Origin of the sequence: Streptomyces sp. NPDC052396, from assembly GCF_044593195.1 — a bacterium.
In the GTDB taxonomy this organism is placed as follows: domain Bacteria; phylum Actinomycetota; class Actinomycetes; order Streptomycetales; family Streptomycetaceae; genus Streptomyces.
Genome location: NZ_JBIUAW010000002.1, coordinates 497,904 through 517,651, shown reverse-complemented (window position 1 = coordinate 517,651; position 19,748 = coordinate 497,904). Strand labels below are relative to the sequence as shown.

Here is a 19,748-nt window from a genome sequence, read left to right as displayed (position 1 = left end):
CGGGCCGTCGGGGGGTCAGTCCGTCAGGTCGACCGCCCGGGCCGAGGCCGCGCCGATTTCCTCGGCGATCTCGGCCAGCACCGGGGCGGCGATGGATTCGTCGACCGTCAGGGCGACCAGCGCCTCGCCACCCTCCACCGCACGCGACACCTGCATCCCGGCGATGTTGATGCCGGCCTCGCCGAGGATGCGGCCCACCGTGCCCACCACACCGGGGCGGTCGCCATAGCGCAGGAAGGCCATGTGGTCGGCGAGCGCCAGGTCCACATCGTGCTCGCCCACCGCGACAATCTTCTGGAGGTGCTTGGGACCGGCCAGGGTGCCGGAGATGGCGACCTCGTCGCCGCCGGACAGGGTGCCGCGCACGGTGACCACATTGCGGTGGTCGGTGGACTCCGAGCCGGTGGTGAGGCGCACCTCCACGCCGCGCTCCTGGGCGAACAGGGGGGCGTTCACATAGGAGACGGTCTCATCGACGATGTCCTCGAACACGCCCTTGAGCGCGGAGAGTTCGAGCACCTTGACGTCATGCTGGGTGAGCTCGCCGTACACCTCGACGTCCAGGCGGACCGCCACCTCGCCGGCCAGCGCGGTGAAGATCCGGCCCAGCTTCTCGGCCAGCGGCAGCGCGGGCTTGACGTCTTCGGCGATGACGCCGCCCTGCACATTGACGGCGTCCGGGACCAGTTCACCGGCGAGCGCCAGCCGGACGGACTTGGCGACCGCGATGCCCGCCTTCTCCTGGGCCTCTCCGGTGGAGGCGCCCAGGTGCGGGGTGGCCACCACATTGTCGAACTCGAACAGCGGGGAGTCGGTGCACGGTTCGGAGGCGTAGACGTCCAGTCCGGCGCCCGCCACCCGGCCCTCCTTGAGCGCCGAGGCCAGCGCCACCTCGTCCACGATGCCACCGCGTGCGGCATTGACGATGCGCACCGAGGGCTTGACCTTGTGCAGTGCCTCGTCGCCGATCAGCCCGAGGGTCTCCGGGGTCTTGGGCAGGTGGACGGTGATGAAGTCGGAGATCTCCAGCAGTTCGTCCAGGGAGAGCAGCCGCACGCCCATCTGCGCGGCACGCGCGGGCTGGACATAGGGGTCATAGGCCACCACCTTCATACCGAAGGCGGACATCCGCTGGGCGACCAGCACCCCGATGCGGCCCAGGCCCACAACTCCCAGGGTCTTCTCGGAGAGTTCGACTCCGGTGTACTTCGAGCGCTTCCACTCGCCGTTCTTCAGCGCGGAGTTGGCCTGCGGGATGTTGCGGGCGGTGGCGATCAGCAGGCCACAGGCCAGTTCGGCGGCGGTGATGATGTTGGAGGTGGGGGCGTTGACCACCATCACACCGGCCTTGGTGGCGGCGGAGACATCCACGTTGTCCAGGCCGACCCCGGCCCGGGCGATCACCCGCAGCCGTTTGGCGGCGGCGATGGCCTCGGCGTCCACCCGGGTGGCGGAGCGCACCAGGATGGCGTCCACCTCGGCGATGGCGGGCAGCAGCGCCGCCCGGTCCGCTCCGTTGCAGTGCCGGATGTCGAAGTCGGGACCGAGGGCGTCCACGGTGGCCGGGGACAGTTCTTCGGCGATGAGTACGACGGGCTTACGAGTCGAAGCAGTGCTCACGGGGGGTCCTCACTGGTCCATGGCGGACGGCCGTCCCGACGGCCGCAGGCGGTGAAGGGGGCGCAGCCGCGTGGAAGACGCACGACGCTGTGAGCCTGACGCGCTTTGTTGCGGAGAAGTGTATCGGCGGACGAGGGTCTGTCTTCCGCCTTCACGGAAGGATCATGGGGGCGGTTTCTTCCGGAATGGACAGCCGGAATGACAGCCGGAACGGACGGCGGGCCGCGGCTCTCGCCGCGGCCCGCCGTCCATGGTTTCTACTCCTTGTCGTCGACCCAGCTCATCAGCTTGCGGAGCTTCTTGCCGGTGCTCTCCAGCAGGTGGTCGGCGTCGGCCTTCTTGTACTCGTTGTACTTGGGCAGGCCGTCCTGGTACTCCTTCATCCAGTTCTTGGCGAAGGTGCCGTCCTGGATCTCGGAGAGGACCTGCTTCATCTCGGCCTTGGTCTGCTCGGTGACGATCCGCGGGCCGGTGACATAGTCGCCCCACTCGGCGGTCTCGGAGACCGACCAGCGCATCTTCTCCAGGCCGCCCTCGTACATCAGGTCCACGATCAGCTTGAGCTCGTGCAGGCACTCGAAGTAGGCGATCTCGGGCTGGTAGCCGGCCTCGACCAGGGTCTCGAAGCCCGCCTTGACCAGCGCGGAGGCGCCGCCGCAGAGCACCGCCTGCTCGCCGAAGAGGTCGGTCTCGGTCTCCTCGGTGAAGGTGGTCTTGATGACGCCGGCCCGGGTGCCGCCGATGGCCTTGGCGTAGGACAGGGCCAGGGCGAAGCCGCCCCCGGTGGCGTCCTGCTCGACGGCCGCGATGCAGGGCACGCCGCGGCCCTCCTCGTACTGGCGGCGGACCAGGTGGCCCGGGCCCTTGGGGGCGACCATGCAGACATCCACGCCGGCCGGGGCCTTGATGAAGCCGAAGCGGATGTTGAAGCCATGGCCGAAGAACAGGGCGTCGCCGTCCTTGAGGTGCTCCTTGACGGACTCCTCGTAGACCTTGGCCTGGATGGGGTCCGGCACCAGGATCATGATCACGTCGGCCTCGGCGGCGGCCTCGGCGGGGGTGACCACCCGCAGGCCCTGCTCCTCGGCCTTCACCTTGGACTTGGAGCCCTCCGGCAGGCCCACCCGGACGTCCACGCCCGAGTCGCGCAGGGACAGCGCATGGGCGTGGCCCTGGCTGCCGTAGCCCAGGACCGCCACCTTGCGGCGCTGGATGAGGGAGAGGTCGGCGTCGTTGTCGTAGAAGAGCTCGGCGGCCACGTGAGGTGTCTCCTTGTTCGCGGGTGTGCGTCCCACCGTATGACGGGCGGGGTGGGGAAGGTTGTCGGGTCCGGGATTCCGGGGGTCGGGCGTCGGACGGGGCGTCAGCGGGATGGTCAGGCCGAGCGGTCCAGGGCGCGCAGGCTGCGGTCGGTGATGGAGCGGGCGCCGCGCCCGATGGCGATGGTGCCGGACTGGACCAGTTCCTTGATGCCGAACGGCTCCAGCATCCTGAGCATGGCGCCCAGCTTGTCGCCGCTGCCGGTGGCCTCGATGGTGACGGCCTCCGGGGAGACGTCGACGGTCTTGGCCCGGAAGAGCTTGACGATCTCCACGATCTGGGAGCGGGTCTCGTTGTCGGCCCGCACCTTCACCAGAACGAGTTCGCGCTGGACCGCGGTGGCGTCCTCCAGCTCGACGATCTTCAGCACATTGACGAGTTTGTTGAGCTGCTTGGTGACCTGCTCCAGCGGCAGCGACTCGACGTTGACCACGATGGTGATCCTGGAGATGTCGGGGTGTTCGGTGACCCCGACGGCCAGTGAGTCGATGTTGAAGCCGCGCCGGGAGAACAGGGCGGCGATCCGGGCGAGGATGCCGGGGGTGTTCTCCACCAGGACGGAGAGGGTGTGCTTGGTCATGGGTGTGCGCTCTCCTGCTCTCAGTCGTCGGCGACGTCGTCGAAGTCGGGGCGGACGCCCCGCGCGGCCTGGATCTCGTCGTTGGAGGTGCCGGCGGCCACCATCGGCCAGACCATGGCGTCCTGGTGGACGATGAAGTCCACCACCACGGGGCGGTCGTTGATGGCGTTGGCCTGCTCGATCACGGCGTCCAGCTGGGCCGGGTCCTCGCAGCGCAGGCCCACACAGCCCATGGCCTCGGCGAGTTTGACGAAGTCGGGGACGCGGGTGCCGGTGCAGGGCTCCTTGCCGTTGGCCTTGGCGGAGCCGCCGTTGAGCACCTCGGGGCCCTGGTGCAGCACGGTGTTGGAGTAGCGCTCGTTGTAGAACAGGGTCTGCCACTGGCGGACCATGCCCAGCGCCCCGTTGTTGATGATGGCGACCTTGATCGGGATGTTGTTGAGCGCGCAGGTGACCAGTTCCTGGTTGGTCATCTGGAAGCAGCCGTCGCCGTCGACGGCCCACACGGTGCGGTCCGGCACCCCGACCTTGGCGCCCATGGCGGCCGGGACGGCGTAGCCCATGGTGCCCGCGCCCCCGGAGTTGAGCCAGCTGGCGGGGCGCTCATAGTCGATGAAGTGGGCGGCCCACATCTGGTGTTGGCCCACCCCGGCCGCGTACACCGTGTCCTGGGGGGCGAGTTGGCCGATGCGCTGGATCACCCGCTGCGGGGAGAGGCTGCCGTCCGCGGGGTCCTCGTAGCCCAACGGGTAGGTGCGCCGCCACCGGTTGAGGTCGTCCCACCAGGCGGCGTGATCGCCGATGTGCCCGGCCGTGTGCTCGGCCTGGACCGCCACGATCAGGTCGGCCAGCACCTCCCGGGCGTCGCCGACGATCGGCACATCGGCGGCCCGGTTCTTGCCGATCTCGGCGGGGTCGATATCGGCGTGCACCACCTTGGCGTGCGGGGCGAAGGAGTCCAGCCGGCCGGTGACCCGGTCGTCGAAGCGGGCGCCCAGGGCCACGATCAGGTCGGCCTTCTGCAGGGCGGTGACCGCGGTGACCGCGCCGTGCATGCCGGGCATGCCGATGTGCTGGGGGTGGCTGTCGGGGAAGGCCCCCAGGGCCATCAGGGTGGTGGTCACCGGGGCACCGGTCAGTTCGGCGAAGACCTTCAGCTCGTCGGTGGCCCCGGCCTTGAGCACTCCGCCGCCCACATAGAGCACCGGGCGCCGGGCCTGGGTGATCAGCTTGGCGGCCTCCCGGATCTGCTTGGCGTGCGGCTTGGTGACGGGCCGGTAGCCGGGCAGGTCGGTCTGCGGCGGCCAGACAAAGGTGGTCTGTGCCTGGAGGGCGTCCTTGGCGATGTCCACCAGCACCGGTCCGGGGCGGCCGGTGGAGGCGACATGGAATGCCTCGGCGATGGTTCTGGGGATCTCGGCCGGGTCGGTGACCAGCCAGTTGTGCTTGGTGATCGGCATGGTGATGCCGCAGATGTCCGCTTCCTGGAAGGCGTCCGTGCCGATCGACTTGGAGGAGACCTGGCCGGTGATGGCCACCAGCGGCACGGAGTCCATATGCGCGTCGGCGATGGGGGTGACCAGGTTGGTGGCGCCCGGGCCCGAAGTGGCCATGCACACCCCGACCTTGCCGGTGGCCTGGGCGTAGCCGGTGGCGGCGTGACCCGCGCCCTGCTCGTGGCGGACCAGGATGTGGCGGACCTTGGCGGAGTCCAGCATCGGGTCGTAGGCGGGGAGGATGGCTCCGCCGGGGATGCCGAATACGGTGTCGGCCCCGACCTCTTCCAGCGAGCGGATGAGCGACTGCGCGCCCGTGACGTGCTCGACGATGGTGGGCTGCTGCGCCGCGCCGCGGGTGCGCGGCTGCGGATGATGGGCTCCGGTGGCCTGCTCGGTCATCGACGTTCTCTTCTCGGAGATCGACTGCTGTTGATGGTTGCTGGTTCGGAACTGCGGCGGACGGGACGGGGCGGTCGGCGGGGTACCGGTGCAACAAAAAACCCCTCGTGCCAGGAGGCAAGCGAGGGGAGCGCGCCGGTGCGTTCAGCAGGCGTTGACGGGTGGCCTGCTTCAGCCGACGCGCTGTCCAAGTACGAGAATTCGGGTGCGCATGACACTGACCCTCCCTCTGGTGCATGCGAGGTGTCAAGTGGGTGGGACAGGCGTCTCATTATTTGAGCGCAATGGAGCATGTGCCAGCGCGGCCGCCCCGCCCACCGCCGCGGTACGCACCGGCAGCGCCCCGCCCACCCGCACCCGCTTGCCACCCTCGCACGCCTCCTTGGGCACCGGATAGCAGCCCAGGTGGAGGTCATGGCGCAGGCGCTGCTCGTCCAGCGCCCCGGAGAAGGCCAGGCCCTGGCCATGGGTGCAGCCCATGGCGCGCAGGGCGCGGGCCTGCTCGGGGTCGTCCACGCCTTCGGCCACCGACTGCAGGCCCAGGTCGCCGGCGATCCGCAGCAGCCCCGCGGTGATCTTGTGCAGCCTGGCCGATTCCACCACCCCGTCGACCAGGGTGCGGTCCAGCCTGAGTACATCGACGGGCAGCCGGCGCAGGGCACTCATGGCGCCGAAGCCGGTGCCGAAGCCGTCCAGGGCGACCCGGGCGCCGAACCTGCGCAGCGAGACCAGCCGGCGCTCCAGTTCGTCCAGTGATACCCGCAGGTCGTCACCGGTGAGCTCCAGGACCAGCGACCCGGCGGGCAGGGCATGGCGCAGCAGCAGGGACTCCAGATGCCTGGGCGGCAGTGATTTGTCCAGCAGCCGGGCGGCGGACAGCCGGACGTACACCGGGACGCCCTGGCCGGTGCGGCGGCGCTGGGCGGCCTGTTCCAGGGCCTTCTCCAGGGTCCAGCGGGCGAGTTCGGCGCCCAGGGCACCGTCGCGGGACCGGCCGTCGGCACCGCGGCGGCTGTCGGCGGACATGCACAGGAATTCGTCCGGGGTGAACAGGATGCCCTGGGGCGAGCGCCAGCGGGCCTGGGCGGCCAGCGCGGTGATCCGGCCGGTGCCCAGGTCGACCACCGGCTGGTGCAGCAGTACGAACTCGCCCTCGTGCAGGGCGGTGCGCAGCCGGGTGACCAGCCCGGCACGGCGGACCACATCGGCCTGCATCTGCGGGGCGTAGAGCTCCACCCGGCCCTTTCCGGCCTGCTTGGCCCGGTACATGGCCAGGTCGGCGTTGCGCATCAGGGTGCCCGGGGTGATGCCGGGGTCGGCGAAGGCGACGCCGATGCTGGCGGCGACCCGGACCTCGGTGCCGCCCTCCACCGTATAGGGCTGGGAGAGGGTGATCCGCAGCCGTTCGGCGATCTCCCGGATGCGGCGCTCGCGGGCGGCCGGGTCGCGGGTGCCGTCACCGAGGATCAGTGCCGCGAACTCGTCGCCCCCGAAGCGGGCGGTGGAGTCCCCGGCCCGTACCGACTCCTGGAGCCGGCGGGCGGCCTGCACCAGCAGTTCGTCGCCGGCCTGGTGGCCGACGGTGTCATTGACGGCCTTGAAGCCGTCGAGGTCGATGAAGAGCACCGCGGTGCCCGCGTCGGTCACTCTGCGGCCGGTGAGGGCCTGCTGGACGCGGCGGGTGAACAGCGCCCGGTTGGGCAGGTCGGTGAGCGGGTCATGCTCCGCGGTGTGCTGCAACTGGGCCTGCAGGCGTACCCGTTCGGTGACATCGCGGCTGTTGAAGATGAGGCCCCCGTGGTGGCGGTTGACGGTGGACTCCACATTGAGCCACTCGCCGTCGCCGGAGCGGAAGCGGCACTCGATGCGGGTGGTGGGCTCCTCGGCGGGCGGTGCGGCCAGGAAGCGGCGCACCTCGTGCACCACCCGGCCCAGGTCCTCGGGGTGGATCAGGGAGGCGAGTTCGGAGCCGATCAGCTCCTCGGCGTCGCGCCCGTAGACGCCCGCGGCGGCGGGGCTGACATAGCGCAGGATCCCGGTGGGCGCGGCGATCATGATGACATCGCTGGAGCCCTGCACCAGGGAACGGAAGTGGTTCTCCGTCTGGGCCAGTTCCTGGGTGAGGGAGATGTTGTCCAGCAGCATGATGCCCTGGCGGACCACCAGGGCCAGCACCACCGTGCAGCCGGTGAACAGCACCACCCGGTCCACCCGGTGGCCGTCCAGCACGTTGTAGAGGATCCCCAGGGTGCAGACGGCGGCGGCCAGGTACGGGGTGAGGGCGGCCAGCGAGCCGGCGATGGGGCGGGGCGGCTGGGCGGCGGCGTGTTTGGCGCCGCGCGGGGTGCCGCTCTCCTCGCGGGCCACCCAGGGCGCGTAGGCCATCAGCATGTAGCCGGCGAACCAGCCGGCGTCCAGGATCTGGCCGGAGCGATAGTTCTCGCGCAGCAGCGGCGAGGTGAACAGGGCGTCGCACAGCACGGTCAGGGCCAGCGCGGCGATGGCGGTGTTGATCGCCGAGCGGTTGGCCGAGGAGCGGCGGAAGTGCAGCGCCAGCACCATGGACACCAGCACGATGTCCAGCAGCGGATAGGCCAGGTTGAGGGCGGCGTGCGCCACCGTCTCGCCCTCGAAGTGCGCGGTGTGGGCGAGCGCCAGGCTCCAGGAGAGGGTGAGCAGGGAGCCGCCGATCAGCCAGGAGTCCAGCCCCAGGCAGACCCAGCCGGCCCGGGTGACCGGACGGCGGGCGAGCACCAGCAGGCCGATGATGGCGGGCGGCGCGAACAGCAGGAAGCAGAAGTCGGCCGGGGACGGGCTGGGCACATGCCGGCCGAGGATCACCTCGTACCAGCCCCAGACCGCGTTGCCGAAGCCGGCCATTCCGGAGGAGGCGGCGAACAGCAGCCAGGCGGGCCGGAAGCGGGTGCTGTGGGTGCGCGCGTACCAGAAGCAGGAGGCGGCGGCCAGCCCGGCCGCGCCGCTGAGTCCGAAGTCGCCCATGGCCAGGGCGAGTTCGCAGGAGCCCCAGCCGAAGGCGGCGCCGGTGGCATAGCCGCCGCAGACCAGGGCGAGCAGCAGCTGGGCGAGCATGCCCGTGGTGCCGGCCGGCCCCTGGGCCGGTGACCGCCGCCGGGGCAGGGCCGCTCCGGGGGCGCTCACCGCGCCGCCGTCCTGAGCCAGGCGACCCACGGAAGCCACAGCAGCAGGGTCGCCGTGCAGTGAACTCGCCGCCGGTGCACAAGTGGCCGGTGCATGAGCCGCGTCGGGTTGATCGTCCATTGGCCGTGCATCGCCCGTCGCCCCCCTTGAGTGCCGGTGCTTCGCTGCGCCTTTCCGTGCGCGGCGCAGCCCCCGGTCCGGACGATACACCAGACTGGTCACTCAGGGACATAGCTCATATACATAGCGTAACTAGCGAACGGCATATGGACACGCTGTGCAGTCGAACGGTACCTCTACGTGGCTTCAGGGGGCAGTGGCTACGACGTTCAACAGGGGCTCGTCCAGAACGAATCTGGCCAGCTGGCCGCGGAGCAGCGCCCGGGCGCGCGGGGTGAACGCCGATGAGGCGCCGCCCACATGAGGGGTGATCAGCACGCCCGGAGCGGTCCACAACGGGTGGTCTGCGGGCAGCGGTTCGGGGTCGGTGACATCAAGTGCCGCCCGTAGCCGGCCGGTACGCAACTCGGCGAGCAGCGCCTCGGTGTCCACCACCGGCCCGCGTGCCACATTGACCAGAAGCGCCCCGTCCTTCATCCGGGCCAGGTTGCCGGCGCCCATCAGCCCCCGGGTCTGTTCGGTGAGCGGGGCCACCAGGATCACCACATCGGCCTCGGGCAGCAGCCGGGGCAGATCGGTGACCGGGTGCACCGGCCCGCGCGAGGTCGTACGCGGGGAGCGCGCGACGCGCGCCACCCGGGCGCACTCAAAGGGCGCAAGCCGGTCTTCAATGGCACTGCCGATCGAGCCGTAGCCGACGATGAGTACGGACTTGTCGGCGAGCGCCGGCTGGAAGCCCGGGCGCCACTCCCCCGCTTGCTGCGCCCGGGAGAAACCCGGGATGTCCCGGAGCGAGGCCAGGGTGAGGGCCAGGGCCAGCTCCGCGGTGCTGGCGTCGTGCAGCCCCCGGGCGTTGCACAGCAGCGCCCCCGGCGGCAGCAGCGGCAGGGCGGCCAGCAGATGGTCGACTCCGGCGGTCAGCGCCTGCACCACCCGCACCCCGCGCATCTCCGGCAGCGGGCGGAGGCACACCTCCGGCCCGGCCAGCCGGAGATTCACGGCATAGGGCACCGCATAGAACACGCACCGTGCGGGGTCGGCCGGGTAGTCCTCCGCACCGTTCCAGTAGGCGTACTCCAGCCCCTGGGGGAGGTCCCCGATCTCCTCGGGGGGCAGGGGCAGCCAGGCCATGGGGCGGTCGGCACCGCCGTGATCTGCAGTCATGCCAGGAGGCTATGCGAAGAGGCCGGTGCGGCAGAGGTTAAGTTGGGGGAGCGCCGATCAGCAGGGCACGGGGAGGGAAACGGCCGGTGGAGCGCAGGACAGTCGGTGCCACGGCGCTCACGGTGGGGGCGGTCGGTCTGGGATGCATGCCCATGCACTGGGCCTACACCGCCTCCCAGCGGAGCGGCGAGGGCGCGCTGCGCACCGTGCACGCGGCGCTGGACGCGGGGGTCAGCCTGCTGGACACCGCGGATATGTACGGGCCGTTCACCAACGAGCTACTGGTGGGGCGGGTGTTGCGCCAGCGGCGGTCGGAGGCGTTTGTCTCCACCAAGTGCGGGCTGCTGGTGGGCGAGCAGCACATCGTGGCCAACGGCCGCCCCGGCTATGTCAGGCGTGCCTGTGACGCCTCGCTGCGGCGGCTGCAGACCGATGTGATCGACCTGTACCAGCTGCACCGGCCCGACCCCGAGGTGCCGGTGGAGGAGACCTGGGGCGCCATGGCGGAACTGGTGGCCGCCGGAAAGGTACGGGCCCTGGGGTGGTGTGCGATCGGCGCCCACACCCACCGGCGCTCCGGCGCGGGGCTGTACGACGCCACCCTGCGCCAACTGGAGCGGGTGCAGCAGGTGTTCCCGGTCAGCTGTGTGCAGGCCGAGCTGTCGGTCTGGTCGCGTGAGGCGCTGGACACCCTGATGCCCTGGTGCGCCTCGCGCGGGGTGGGGCTGCTGGCCGCGATGCCCTTGGGGAACGGTTTCCTCAGTGGGACGCTCACTCCCGGCCAGGGCTTCGAGCCCGAGGACATCCGGGCCCGGCATCCACGGTTCACCGCCGAGATGATGGCGGCCAACCAGCCGATAGTGGCCGGGCTGCGCCGGGTCGGCCGGCGCCATGACGCCTCCGCCGCCCAGGTGGCCCTGGCCTGGGTACTGGCCCAGGGCCGCCATGTGGTGCCGGTGCCGGGCACCAAGAAGGCCGAGTGGGCGGTGCAGAACGCTGCCGCTGCCCGACTGCGGCTGAGCGAGGAGGACTTGGCCGAGATAGCCGCGCTGCCCAGGGCGCTGGGGTCCTGGTACTGAGGGCTACCGGCCGCCGGGCAGGGCCTCCAGGTGGGGTGCGGACAGGTGCAGCACCTCATAGCGCTCGGTGGCGTCCTCGTCCGCCGGCGCGGCGCTCTCCCACAGGGTGAAGCGCAGCAGCTGCCAGTGGCGGGGGTCGAAGGCGAGCGCCGTGGTGTGCACTCCCTCGCGCCGGGCGGTGGTGTGCAGCCGGGCGGTCTCCTCCTCGAACAGCGCGGCCAGGCCGCCCGGTTCGGCGAGTTCCGGGATGGGGGTCAGCCGCCGGGTGGCGGCCCGGGGCGCCGCGCCCCGGGCGGGTCCGGCCAGGGCGGCCAGCCCGGTCCAGTGATGGACGGCCGGGCGTCCGAAGGAGTCGATGATGCGCTGGAATCCGCCACCGCCGACCAGGAACTCCGCCATGCCGCCGGTCTCCTGCCAGAGGTAGAAGGGCGCGTACTGGTTGACCGGTGAGCCGTCCCGGCCGCGTTCACGCACCAGGTACGCCTTGAGTCCGAGCCCGGCACGGTCGTCCAGGAGGTGGGCCGCGGCGGCCACCCGGTCGCGGATGACCGCCATGTCGTAGTCGGCGGGCAGGGTGATTTCGTACTGCATCGCATCCATGCGAGCACTGTACATACCAGTTGGTACAGAGAACAGGTGGTGCCGGTCACACCCCCTCGGGGCTGAACAGCCGCAGCCGGTGGGCGGTGGCGGCCGCCTCGCCCCGGCCCGAAGCGCCCAGCTTGGCCAGGATGTTGGAGACATGCACGCTGGCCGTCTTGGGCGAGATGAACAGTTCCTCGGCGATCTGCCGGTTGCTGCGGCCCTGGGCCACCAGACGCAGCACATCGCGCTCACGCGGGGTCAGGCCCAGCGCCTGGGCGCCCGGCTCGGCCGGGGCCGGGGCGTGTTCCCGGCGCAGCAGCGGCAACCGGGCGCGTCTGGCCAGGAGTTCGGCGGCCTCGCGCAGCGGCCGGGCGTCCAGCCGGACGGCGGTGGCATGGACCTCGGGCAGCAGCTCGGCGGCCCGTTCCACGGCCGCGCTCCCGCCCTCGGCGGTCAGCAGCGCCTCGGCCCAGCGGTGGCGCACCCGGGCCAGGTCATAGGGCCGGTCGGTGAGTTCGAAGGCGGCCACCGCCTCGGCCCAGCGGTCCGGGTCCCACTCGCCCTCGGCGCGCAGCAGTTCGGCGTCCAGGAAGGCGCCGTACGCCTGCCAGACCGGGACGATCCGGGGCAGATGTCTGGCCGCGTCGCGGATCCGGGCGAGGATCCCGGCCCGGCCGGGTTCGGCGGAGGGCAGCCCGCGCGCGTCGGCCTCCACCCCGGCCGCGGCGACCAGCAACGGCCAGGCGTCCCGCTGGACGCCCGGGGGCAGCCCGGCGTCCAGGACCGGCACCAGCGCGGCCCGGGCGTCGGCCGGCCGGCCCTGGGCGGCGGCCAGTTCCAGGGCGGTGTGGGCGAGCGGGATGACGATCTGCGGCTGCGGGTCCCGCACCCCATGGTGCTCATGCACCACGGCCAGCTGCCGCTCCGCCTGGGCCAGGTCGCCACGGGCCAGGGCCAGCCGGGCCAGGCAGTGGGTGCCGAAGCCGCTGGGCTTGCGGCCCTGGGCCAGCCGCAGCACCTCCGGCACCAGCTGCTCGGCCTCCGCCCAACGGCCCAGCGACATCAGCGACTTGGCCTTGTTGGACAGTGCCCAGGCCTGGGCGTCGCGGCGGCCGAAGCGCTCCAGCAGGGCGACGCTTCCGTCCACGACCGCCACCGCCTGCGCCGACCGCCCCACGCCCTCCAACGCGGAGGCCAGGTTGATGTAGCAGCGCCCGACGACATGGGCGTGGCCCAGCTCGACGACCCGTTCGCAGACGGCGCGCATCTCGGCGAGGCCGGTCTCCACATCACCTGAATCGATCTTGAGTCCGGCCAGGGTCAGCCGGGCGTTGAGCTCGGTGCCCTCCGCTCCCACCAGATGTGCCAGCTCCACCGCCCGTTCGGCGAGCCGGTAGCTCTCCGGCCCGGGGGTGTGCAGGGCGCTCCAGGAGGCGGCCTGGCTCACCACTTCGGCGTGCACCGGGGACGGCGGCAGTCCGCGCACCAGCTCCTGGGCGCGGGCGATCTCCGCCGAGCCGTCGGTGCGCACCAGGGCCTCCATCAGTTTGCTGCGCTGGGTCCAGAACCAGGCGGCGCGCAGGGGGTCCCGGTCCTCGTCCAGCATCCGCAGCGCCTTCTTGCTGACGGCCAGGGCGCGTTCGCGTTCGCCCGCCATATGGGCGGCGGTGACCATTTCGGCCAGCAGGTCCAGCAGCCGCAGCGCCTCGTCGGCGCAGCCACAGGCCGGGTAGGCGTCGGCGGCGTCGAACGGCCGCTGCTGCTCGCGGACTTCCGCCGGGACGTCCTCCCACAGCTCCAGGGCGCGTTCCAGCAGCCGCAGTTGCTCGGCGTAGGCGTAGCGGCGGCGGGCCTGGACCGAGGCGGTCAGCACCGCGGGCAGTGCCTTGACCGGCTCATGGGCGTGGTACCAGTAGGCGGCCAGCCGGGCGGCCAGCTCATCGGCGCGCACCAGGGCCGGCTCGGCCTCCAGGACCTGGGCGTAGCGGCGGTTGAGGCGGGAGCGCTCGCCGGGCAGCAGGTCGTCGGTGACCGCCTCACGGACCAGGGCGTGCCGGAAGCGGTAGCCGTCGCCGTCCAGGGCGGGCCGCAGGACGCCGGCGCCGACCGCCTGGCGCAGGGCGGCTATCAGCTCGTCCTCGCCGAGGCCGGAGACGGCGCGCAGCAGCTCGTACTCCACGGCCGGTCCGCCCTCGGCGGCGAGCCGCACCACCCGCTGGGTGTCCTCCGCCAGCGCCTCGACCCGGACCAGCAGCAGGTCGCGCAGGGAGTCCCGGAGGCCGGTGCGGCAGCCTCCGTCGATGGCGGCGGCCAGTTCCTCGACGAAGAAGGCGTTGCCGTCGGAGCGGGCGAAGACCTGGTCCAGCAGGGCGCCATCGGGCACCGTGCCGCTGATTCCGGTGAGCTGGGCGCCGACCTCGGCCCGGGTGAAGCGGGAGAGTTCGATGCGGGTGAGGCTGCGCATCCGGTCCAGCTCGGCGAGGAAGGGGCGCAGCGGGTGGCGGCGGTGGATGTCGTCGGAGCGGTAGGAGGCGACGATGACCAGGCGCCCGGTGTGCAGGGAGCGCAGCAGATAGGCGAGCAGTTCGCGGGTGGAGCGGTCGGCCCAGTGCAGGTCCTCGATGGCCAGCACCAGGGTGCGTTCGGTGGTGAGCCGCTCCAGCATGCGGGCGGTGAGCTCGAAGAGCCGGGCGCGGCCGTCCTCGTCGTGTGACTCCCGGGCGGTTTCCCCCAGTTCGGGCAACAGGCGGGCCAGCTCGCCCTCCTGCCCGGCGGCGGCCAGCGCCAGTTCCCCGCCCAACTGCCGGTGCAGGGCGCGCAGGGCGGTGGAGACCGGGGCGAAGGGCAGACCCTCGCATCCGATCTCCACACAGCCGCCCAGCGCGGTGACGGCCCCCGCCCCGGCGGCGGCGGACAGGAACTCCTCGATCAGACGGGTCTTGCCGACGCCCGCCTCACCGCCGATGAGCAGCGCCTGGGGTTCGCCGGCGGCGGCGCGGGCCAGGGCGTCGGTGAGGATGCCGAGTTCCTCGGCGCGTCCGATGAATACGGGGCTTACGGAGTTCTTGTGCACGTCGCCGAGGATCGCACAGGGCTCCGGCGGCGCCATCTAGGCGGCGGTGCGGTAGGAGACGCGCAGCCGGCGGCCGTCCTCCCCTACGGTTCCCGTGCCTCCGGGGCGCTGCCCGGTGTCGGCGGCGGCCAGGCGGGCGGCCTCGGCCAGCCGGTAGTCGGCGGCCTCCCGGGTGAGCTCCAGGGCGCGGAAGGTGTGCAGCAGGTTGGTGAACACGGTGGTTTTTCCCCTTGGGTTGAGCGGTTTCGCCGGGCCGTTCCCGGCCCTGGAAATAAGCCTGCGCTCTAAGGGGGGTGGCTCACATCGGGTGGGTGCCGGATGTTGGGGCCGGGGGTGCCTTAGGGGACGGGGGGCGCCCCCTTAGGGGCGCGGGGCGGCGGCGTCATGCGGCTCCGCCGCGTGGGCGCGACGAGCCACCGACGGCCCGCACCCGAAAGTCAAACCCCAGTCGGGCTCGGCTCAACCCCCGAACGCGCCGCAGGCACTCCGCACTCCGGCGGTTCGATGCTGATCCGTGGCAGCCGCCGTTCCAGCCAGGCCGGCAGCCACCAGTTGGCCCCGCCCAGCAAGTGCATCAGCGCCGGGACCAGCAGGGTGCGCAGGACGAACGCGTCCAGGGCGACGGCCGCGGCCAGCCCGATGCCGAACATGGCGATGACCCGGTCTCCGCTGAGGACAAAGGCGAGGAAGACCGAAATCATGATGACGGCCGCGGAGTTGATGACCCGGCTGGTCTCGGTGAGGCCGACCCGGACCGCGCGGCGGTTGTCCCGGGTGGCCAGCCACTCCTCGTACATCCGGCTGACCAGGAACACCTGGTAGTCCATGGACAGCCCGAACAGCACCGAGACCATCACCACCGGCAGGAACGGTTCTATGGGCCCGGCCGCGCCCAGTCCCAGCCGTTCGCTGCCCCAGCCCCATTGGAAGACGGCCACGATCAGGCCGAAGGAGGAGGCGACCGCGGCGATGTTCATCAGGGCCGCCTTCAGCGGTATGCCCACGCTGCGGAAGGCCAGGAGCAGCAGCAGGCAGCCCAGGGACACCACGGTGCCCACGAACAGCGGCAGTTTGCCCAGGATGACGCCGGCGAAGTCGTCGTAGCTGGCGGTCACCCCGCCGACCCGGACCTTCATGGAGGTGCCCTCGGCGGCCTGGGGCAGCACCGTGGCGCGCAGCCGGCCGACCAGTTCGCTGGTGGCCGTGGACTGCGGTGAGGTGCCGGGCACCACGGTGATCACGCCGGTGGAGCCATTGCCGCTGAGCGTGGCGTGCCCCACGGCGGCGATGCCCTCGGTGGTCCGCAGCCGGTCCGGCAGCCGGTCGAAGGCCAGCCGGTCGGCGGCCCCGTCCAGCTCGGCCACCAGGGTCAGCGGGCCGTTGACGCCGGGGCCGAAGCCATGGGCCAGCATGTCGTACGCCTGGCGGGTGGTGCTGGAGGCGGGGTTGGTGCCCTGGTCGGAGGTGCCCAGGTGCAGCGAGCACACCGGCAGCGCCAGCACCAGCATGACGGCGGCGGCCAGGGTGCCCAGCACCTTGGGGTGGCGCTCGACAAAGGCGGACCAGCGGGCGGCCAGCGAGGTGGGGGTGTCCGGGCGGGGCCCGGAGACGGCCAGCCGGCGGCGCTCGCGGCGGCTGAGGGCGCGTTCGCCGATCAGGCCGAGCAGCGCGGGCAGCAGGGTGATGGAGGCGGCGACGGTGAGCACCACGGTGAGCGAGGCGGCGATGGCCACCCCGGTGAGGAAGCCCAGGTCCAGGATGAGCATGCCCAGCAGGGCGACGCACACGGTGCCGCCGGCGAACACCACGGCCCGGCCGGTGGTGGCCACCGCCCGTTGCGCGGCGAGCGCCACCGGCAGGCCCTGGCGCAGCCCCTTGCGGTGACGGGTGACGATGAACAGCGCGTAGTCGATGCCCACGCCCAGCCCGATCAGGGTGCCCAGCATGGGCGCGAAATCGGCCACCGGCAGCAGATGGCCCAGCAGCTGGGTGCCCATGGCGGCGGTGCCCACGCCGACCAGCGCGGTGGCGATGGGCAGCAGGCTGGCGGCCAGCGAGCCGAAGACCACAAAGAGCACCACACCGGCCACCGCGATGCCGATGATCTCGCTGAGGTGGCCGCCCTTGCCCTCGGTGTTGGCGATGTCCCCGCCGCCCAGCGCCACCCGCAGGCCGTCGCCCTCGGCCCCGCGCACGGTGTCCACCACCCGCTGGACCTGTGCCTTGGTCACATCGCCGCGGAAGGCGAGGGAGGCATAGGCGGTGTGTCCGTCCTGGCTGACCCGGCCCGCGCCGGTGGCGGTGTACGGGCCGCTGACGGAGGTGACGCCGGGCAGGGTGGCGGTCTTGTGCAGCACCGCGGTCATGGTCCGCTTGACCTGGGTGGCGCGTACGGAGCCCTGGTCGGTGTGCCAGACGATGGTGTTCTCGCTGCCCTTGCCCGGGAACTGCCGTTCCAGCAGGGCGGTGGCGCGGGACGACTCGGTGCCCGGGACGCGGTAGTCGTCCGAGTAGGCGGAGCCGGCGAGGGTGGCGGCGGCCGTGGTGCCGGCCAGCGCGAGGAGCCACAGCACGATGACGACGAGGCGGTGGCGCAGGCACCACCGGGCAAGTGAGGTCATGGGCCGCTTCCCGGGTCTCGCGATCGCATCGTGTCGCCGGGACTGATCCGTGGTGGCTTCCGACCGCTGTGAGCTGGTGGTATGCCCTCGCCGAAGAGGCGCGCCAAGGCGTGGGCGGGGCACAGCACCTCACTGTGACAGCCGAAAGAGATCAATTGACCTTTTATGCCTCAAGTGTGGCTCAAGCCACACAAGGCGTCCTGTCCGGTGGTCTGTTCGGTGGGCTGTTCATGGGTGGTCTGTTTCAGCGGAGTCCGCGCCAGCTGTGCGCCACATCCACCACCAGATGGTTGCCCAGCTGGAAGACCCGGAACGGCAGCCGGGCGCGTACCCCCAGGCCGACCTGGGTGTCCCCTTCGAAGCTGCCGCCGAAGCGGGCCTCCCGGAAGGTCCGGAAACCGCCGAGATCCACTCCGGGCAGCAGCTTTCCGGCGTGCCCGGGGTAGCGGGGACCGCCCGCCTCCAGGTCGAAGCTGGGCGCGGCCACCCGGATCTCCAGCACCGCCCCGGGGCCCACCGGGATCATCGACCCCGAACCGTCCTGATAGAGCTTGTCGACGTACTGGACCCGGTACCCGATCGGGTGATCGCCGGGGGTGTGCACATCGAACACCATGCGGTCGAAGCAGTCGTGCCGGCCGACCCTGATGTCGGTCAGCGGCTTGTTGTCGGCCTCGGCCCGGGCCTTGGGGCGGCTGCCCCAGTCGACGGCCTGGCAGGCGGCGGGCTTGTCGCTCCCCTGGTGGGCGGCCACCGGCCCGGTCGCCGCCGTCAGTCCGGTGCCCGCCAGCGCAAACGCGGCCAGCGCGGTACTCAACCGTCGCATTGCAACCCCCAGCTGTGGAGTGCGGGCACGTCCACCGGCCCGTCCGACCGGATCATGCCGGACGCTTCCCGGCACAGGGGGAGGTAGCGAACAATTCCGGCCAACTGCGACTGATCGCCTATAGCACCTATACGACGATGGCCGCCCCTCCGATTCGGAGGGGCGGCCATCAGTCACCGGGCCGGCCGGCTCAGCCTTCGACGCCGAGCTTCTCCAGGATCAGCTCGCGCACCCGGGCCGCGTCCGCCTGGCCGCGGGTCGCCTTCATCACCGCGCCGACCAGCGCACCGGCCGCCGCGACCTTGCCGCTGCGGATCTTGTCGGCGATGGCCGCGTTGGCCGCGATGGCCTCGTCCACGGCCGTGCCCAGCGCGCCCTCGTCGGAGACCACCTTCAGGCCGCGCTTCTCCACGACCTCATCCGGCGCGCCCTCGCCGGCCAGCACGCCCTCGATCACCTGGCGGGCCAGCTTGTCGTTGAGGGAGCCCTCGGCGACCAGCGCCGAGATCCGGGCGACCTGTGCGGGGGTGATGGGCAGCGCGGACAGCTCCACGCCGTCCTCGTTGGCGCGGCGGGCCAGCTCGCCCATCCACCACTTACGGGCGGAGGCCGCGTCGGCGCCCGCGTCGATGGTGACCAGGATCAGGTCGATGGCGCCCGCGTTGAGCAGGGACTGCATCTCGTGCTCCGAGACACCCCACTCCTCGCGCAGCCGGTTGCGGCGCACCCGCGGCAACTCCGGCAGGGCGGCCCGCAGTTCCTCGACCCACTCGCGGGAGGGGGCCACCGGCACCAGGTCCGGCTCCGGGAAGTAGCGGTAGTCCTCGGCCTCTTCCTTGATCCGGCCCGAGGTGGTGCTGCCGTCCTCCTCGTGGAAGTGCCGGGTCTCCTGGACGATGGTGCCGCCCGTGGAGAGCACCGAGGCATGCCGCTGGACCTCGAACCGCACCGCGCGCTCCACGCTGCGCAGCGAGTTGACGTTCTTGGTCTCGGAGCGGGTGCCGAACTTCTCGGTGCCATGGGGGCGCAGCGACAGGTTGACGTCGCAGCGCATCTGGCCCATCTCCATCCGGGCCTCGGAGACGCCCAGCGTCTTGATGAGCTCGCGCAGTTCGGCGACATACGCCTTGGCGACCTCGGGAGCCCGCTCGCCCGCGCCCTCGATCGGCTTGGTGACGATCTCGATCAGCGGGATGCCGGCCCGGTTGTAGTCCAGCAGCGAGTGCTGGGCGCCATGGATACGGCCGGTGGCGCCGCCCACGTGGGTGGACTTGCCGGTGTCCTCCTCCATATGGGCCCGCTCGATCTCCACCCGGAAGACCTCGCCGTCCTCCAGCTGCACATCGAGGTAGCCGTTGAAGGCGATGGGCTCGTCGTACTGGGAGGTCTGGAAGTTCTTTGGCATGTCCGGATAGAAGTAGTTCTTCCGGGCAAAGCGGCACCATTCGGCGATCTCGCAGTTGAGCGCGAGACCGATCTTGATGGCGGACTCCACACCCATGGCGTTGACCACCGGGAGGGAGCCGGGCATGCCGAGGCAGGTGGGGCAGGTCTGCGAGTTGGGCTCGGCGCCCAGCTCGGTCGAACACCCGCAGAACATCTTGGTCTTGGTGCCCAGCTCGACATGGACCTCCAGGCCCATGACGGGGTCGTAGGACGCCAGCGCGTCCTCGTACGACACCAGTTCAGTGACGGTCACGGAA

13 protein-coding genes are annotated in these 19,748 nt (G+C 71.5%); 1 reads left to right on the top strand and 12 read right to left on the bottom strand.

Features of this window, described 5'->3' with window-relative positions:
- Positions 1 to 15: 15 nt before the first annotated feature.
- The 6 genes from serA to ACIHFE_RS07380 all read right to left on the bottom strand — a co-directional run bounded on the left by serA (position 16) and on the right by ACIHFE_RS07380 (position 9,861).
- Positions 16 to 1,620, bottom strand: a complete 1,605-nt coding sequence (gene serA, locus ACIHFE_RS07405; protein ID WP_400104849.1) for a phosphoglycerate dehydrogenase — start codon at positions 1,618 to 1,620, stop codon at positions 16 to 18.
- A 257-nt stretch (positions 1,621 to 1,877) separates the two neighbouring features.
- The gene (gene ilvC / locus ACIHFE_RS07400) at positions 1,878 to 2,879 is read right to left on the bottom strand and encodes a ketol-acid reductoisomerase (RefSeq protein ID WP_400104848.1); all 1,002 of its coding nucleotides are present in this window, start codon (positions 2,877 to 2,879) and stop codon (positions 1,878 to 1,880) included.
- A gap of 116 nt (positions 2,880 to 2,995) precedes the next feature.
- Positions 2,996 to 3,520 carry an acetolactate synthase small subunit gene (gene ilvN, locus ACIHFE_RS07395; RefSeq protein WP_109283424.1) on the bottom strand — a complete coding sequence of 175 codons (525 nt, stop codon included), beginning with the start codon at positions 3,518 to 3,520 and terminating at the stop codon, positions 2,996 to 2,998.
- Positions 3,521 to 3,540: 20 nt separating this feature from the next.
- Positions 3,541 to 5,418 carry an acetolactate synthase large subunit gene (locus ACIHFE_RS07390; protein ID WP_400104847.1) on the bottom strand — a complete coding sequence of 626 codons (1,878 nt, stop codon included), beginning with the start codon at positions 5,416 to 5,418 and terminating at the stop codon, positions 3,541 to 3,543.
- Positions 5,419 to 5,664: 246 nt separating this feature from the next.
- A complete protein-coding gene (locus ACIHFE_RS07385; RefSeq protein WP_400105030.1) occupies positions 5,665 to 8,577 on the bottom strand; it encodes a putative bifunctional diguanylate cyclase/phosphodiesterase in 2,913 nt (970 codons plus the stop codon).
- 306 nt (positions 8,578 to 8,883) lie between these two features.
- Positions 8,884 to 9,861, bottom strand: coding sequence for a 2-hydroxyacid dehydrogenase (locus ACIHFE_RS07380; RefSeq protein WP_400104846.1), 978 nt, complete (start codon positions 9,859 to 9,861; stop codon positions 8,884 to 8,886).
- 86 nt (positions 9,862 to 9,947) lie between these two features.
- On the opposite strand from ACIHFE_RS07380, the gene ACIHFE_RS07375 reads away from it, so the two are divergent.
- Complete coding sequence (locus tag ACIHFE_RS07375) at positions 9,948 to 10,940, top strand: aldo/keto reductase (RefSeq protein ID WP_400104845.1); 993 nt, start codon at positions 9,948 to 9,950, stop codon at positions 10,938 to 10,940.
- A 3-nt stretch (positions 10,941 to 10,943) separates the two neighbouring features.
- Here the strand turns inward: ACIHFE_RS07375 and ACIHFE_RS07370 are convergent, their stop codons facing one another.
- From ACIHFE_RS07370 to gatB, 6 genes are all read right to left on the bottom strand, one after another.
- Complete coding sequence (locus ACIHFE_RS07370) at positions 10,944 to 11,540, bottom strand: DUF4865 family protein (protein ID WP_400104844.1); 597 nt, start codon at positions 11,538 to 11,540, stop codon at positions 10,944 to 10,946.
- 46 nt (positions 11,541 to 11,586) lie between these two features.
- Positions 11,587 to 14,634, bottom strand: a complete 3,048-nt coding sequence (locus ACIHFE_RS07365; RefSeq protein ID WP_400104843.1) for an AAA family ATPase — start codon at positions 14,632 to 14,634, stop codon at positions 11,587 to 11,589.
- Entirely contained in the window at positions 14,635 to 14,814 is a 180-nt protein-coding gene (locus ACIHFE_RS07360) for a hypothetical protein (RefSeq protein WP_400104842.1), read from the bottom strand.
- Positions 14,815 to 15,035: 221 nt separating this feature from the next.
- Positions 15,036 to 17,219 carry an MMPL family transporter gene (locus tag ACIHFE_RS07355; protein WP_400104841.1) on the bottom strand — a complete coding sequence of 728 codons (2,184 nt, stop codon included), beginning with the start codon at positions 17,217 to 17,219 and terminating at the stop codon, positions 15,036 to 15,038.
- A gap of 244 nt (positions 17,220 to 17,463) precedes the next feature.
- The gene (locus tag ACIHFE_RS07350) at positions 17,464 to 18,045 is read right to left on the bottom strand and encodes a hypothetical protein (protein WP_400104840.1); all 582 of its coding nucleotides are present in this window, start codon (positions 18,043 to 18,045) and stop codon (positions 17,464 to 17,466) included.
- 190 nt (positions 18,046 to 18,235) lie between these two features.
- On the bottom strand, positions 18,236 to 19,744 hold the full coding sequence (gene gatB / locus ACIHFE_RS07345; RefSeq protein WP_400104839.1) for an Asp-tRNA(Asn)/Glu-tRNA(Gln) amidotransferase subunit GatB: 1,509 nt from the start codon (positions 19,742 to 19,744) through the stop codon (positions 18,236 to 18,238).
- Positions 19,745 to 19,748: the final 4 nt, after the last annotated feature.